The following is a 2976-nucleotide window of genomic DNA, read 5'->3' as shown; positions in this document are numbered from 1 at the left end:
AATTTAAAGAAAAATTTTTTTTAAGAAAAAAGATCTAAAAAATTAGTTTTAAAAATTAATTTTTTAAAAAGTAGTAAAAAAATTTAATTTTAAAAAATAGAAAAAGTAATTTTTAAATTTAAAAAAAGCAATTAAAAGTTTATTAAAGAGAAAAAGAAAAAAAGAAAGTTTAGTTTAAAACTAAACTTAAATCACAAATCTATTTGCTGTTTTCCATAGTTCCATTCATGAAACTTTCGTATCCTTTGAAGTCAAGTAAACCGTGTCCACTAAAGTTAAGAACAATGGTTTTTTCTTCTCCGGTTTCCTTACATTTTTTAGCTTCATCAATTGCAGCTTTAACTGCGTGGTTTGTTTCAGGAGCTGGAATGACTCCTTCGCATTGTGCAAAGAGTTTTCCTGCTGCAAATACATCAGTTTGATGAGCAGTAACCGCTCTGATATAACCTTCGTTTTTAAGTAAGGATACTTGAGTATTCATACCATGGTATCTAAGTCCTCCTGCGTGTACAGAAGGTGCAACAAAGTCGTGTCCTAATGTAAACATCTTTAAAAGAGGTGTGAATCCTACATTGTCTCCAAAGTCGTATGCATATTCTCCTTGGGTAAGGGTAGGACATGCTGAAGGTTCTACAGCTATGAAATCAACATCACTGTTTCCTTCAATCTTATCCTTAATGAATGGGAATAAGGATCCTCCGAAGTTACTTCCTCCACCTACACAAGCAATCATTGTGTCCGGTTCCTCTTCAGCTATTTCCAATTGGGTCTTGATTTCTTGACCAATAACTGTTTGGTGTAAGATAACGTGGTTTAATACACTTCCTAAGGTATATTTGGTTTTTTCATCTTCCAATGCTACTTCTACAGCTTCGGAAATTGCTATACCAAGGGAACCTGGAGTGTCTGGAGTTTCTTCCAATACTTGTCTACCTACCTTGGTGTTGGTACTTGGAGAAGCATAAAGGTTAGCGTCATATAGTTGCATTACAGTTTTTCTGAATGGTTTTTGGTCATATGAAACTCTTACCATATATACATCAACATCTAAGCCCATTAATGAACCTGCTAATGATAATGCAGTACCCCATTGTCCTGCACCGGTTTCAGTGGTTAATTTTTCCACTCCTTCTTTTTTAGCATAATAAGCCTGTGCAATTGCACTGTTTAATTTGTGGCTTCCAGTTGGAGATGTGTCTTCACGCTTATAATAGATCTTAGCGGGAGTGTTTAATTTTTCCTCCAAACCTCTTGCTCTGCATAAAGGAGTTGGTCTGCCTAATCTTTGGTAAAGTTCTCTTACTTCACTTGGAATTTTAATGTATCTTTCGGTAGAAAACTCTTGGTTAAGACATTCTCCTACAAAAATTTGAGGTAAAGTACTTATTTGGTCTTTTCCTTCACTGTTTTTAGGAGCTGGAAGTTCTACAGGTAAATCTGCATTAATATTATACCAATTTTTAGTTATATCATCACTTGATAATTCAATTTTGTATTGCATATAAATCCCTAATTTCGTATTTTTTTTTTTAATTTGTTATTTTAATTTTGTAAAACAATAAAATGATAATTTTAATGTAATTTATATTCTATTTAATGTCCTTTTTATCCTTTTTATCCTTTTTATCCTTTTTATCTCTTTTTTAAATTATTATAAAATTCTTTAGTTTATTTTTTTATCCTTTTTATCTCTTTTTAAAATTATTATAAAATACTTTAATTTATTTTTAAATCCTTTTTTTCTCTTTTTTAAATTATTATAAAATTCTGTAGTTTATTTTTTAATTCTTTTTATCTCTTTTTAAAATTATTATAAAATACTTTAAATATTTTATAAACATAATTAATTCTATGAAGATTTTAGCTATTGATGTAGGAACTGGTACAGAGGACATCTTATTATATGATACAGAAAAGGAAATTGAAAATTCCATGAAAATGGTTATTCCTTCTCCTCATCTAACAATCGGTCAAATGATTAAATCAACCGAAAATGACATTTATTTTGATGGAGTAATCATGGGCGGAGGAAAAATCAAGGACAGATGTCTTGAACATATGGAAAAAGGATATAAAGTTGTATTTGAAGACTTATGCGGAAGAACCATTCGTGATAATATTGAACAGGTAAAATCCTATGGCTTTGAAATATGTGAAGAGGGAGAAATTGAAAAAGAAGATTCAATCTACAAGGATTTTACTAAGATAAGCCTAAAGGATGTAGATTTGGACAAGCTAATAGACATATTCTCTTCATTTGACTTGGATTTAGAAGTGGATGAGGTAATCATTGCTGTTCAAGATCATGGTTACAGTGAGGATATGGGGGATCGAGACTTCAGATTTGAAAAGATTAAGGAAAAATTGCCATATCCAAGGGAACCTGAAGTATTTGCAATGGAAATGGATGAGGTTCCAGAATACTTTACCAGAATGCAATCTGTAATTAAGGCTTTATCTGTCTCAAATCCTGAATTTAAGCCTGTACTTATGGACACTAAATTTGCATCAATCGTTGGGGTTTGCTATGACAAGGAAATAGAGAAACTAAACAGCTATGTTGTTATGGACATTGGTAATGGACATACTACAGTTGCTTCAATAGAGGATGGAAAGGTTCAGGGAGTATTTGAACATCATACAAGGGATTTAACTCCTAAAAGAATAGAGGAACTTGTTAATTCACTTGCAGATGGAACAATAACTCATGAAGAGGTTCATGATGAAGGAGGACATGGAGCATTTGCTTTAAATCCTATTTCAAAAATAGAAAAAGTCGTTGTTGCAGGTCCTAAAAGGGCTCTTATAGAGCAAACAGATCTTGATTATTATTTTGCAGCACCTGCAGGGGACGTCATGATGACTGGAACTGTAGGTCTTGTAAAATCCATGGAATTTTTAAGAGCTGAAAAATAGTTTTCATAATTCCAGGATAATTTTTTATTTTATAATTCCAGGATAATTTTTTATTTTATA

2 protein-coding genes are annotated in these 2976 nt (G+C 31.6%); one reads left to right on the top strand and one right to left on the bottom strand.

The features are described 5' to 3' along the window. Nucleotides 1-199 precede the first annotated feature (199 nt). Nucleotides 200-1501 carry a TrpB-like pyridoxal phosphate-dependent enzyme gene (locus Q0138_RS06300; protein WP_297982166.1) on the bottom strand — a complete coding sequence of 434 codons (1302 nt, stop codon included), beginning with the start codon at nucleotides 1499-1501 and terminating at the stop codon, nucleotides 200-202. Between the two features lie 350 nt (nucleotides 1502-1851). Between Q0138_RS06300 and Q0138_RS06295 the strand changes: the two genes are divergently transcribed. Next, the gene (locus Q0138_RS06295; RefSeq protein ID WP_297982165.1) at nucleotides 1852-2916 is read left to right on the top strand and encodes a DUF1786 domain-containing protein; all 1065 of its coding nucleotides are present in this window, start codon (nucleotides 1852-1854) and stop codon (nucleotides 2914-2916) included. Nucleotides 2917-2976: the final 60 nt, after the last annotated feature.

Source organism: uncultured Methanobrevibacter sp. (genome assembly GCF_937906425.1).
GTDB lineage: Archaea > Methanobacteriota > Methanobacteria > Methanobacteriales > Methanobacteriaceae > Methanobrevibacter.
The sequence above is the reverse complement of the archived record's forward strand: the minus strand, read 5'-3'. Positions and strand labels throughout refer to the sequence as shown.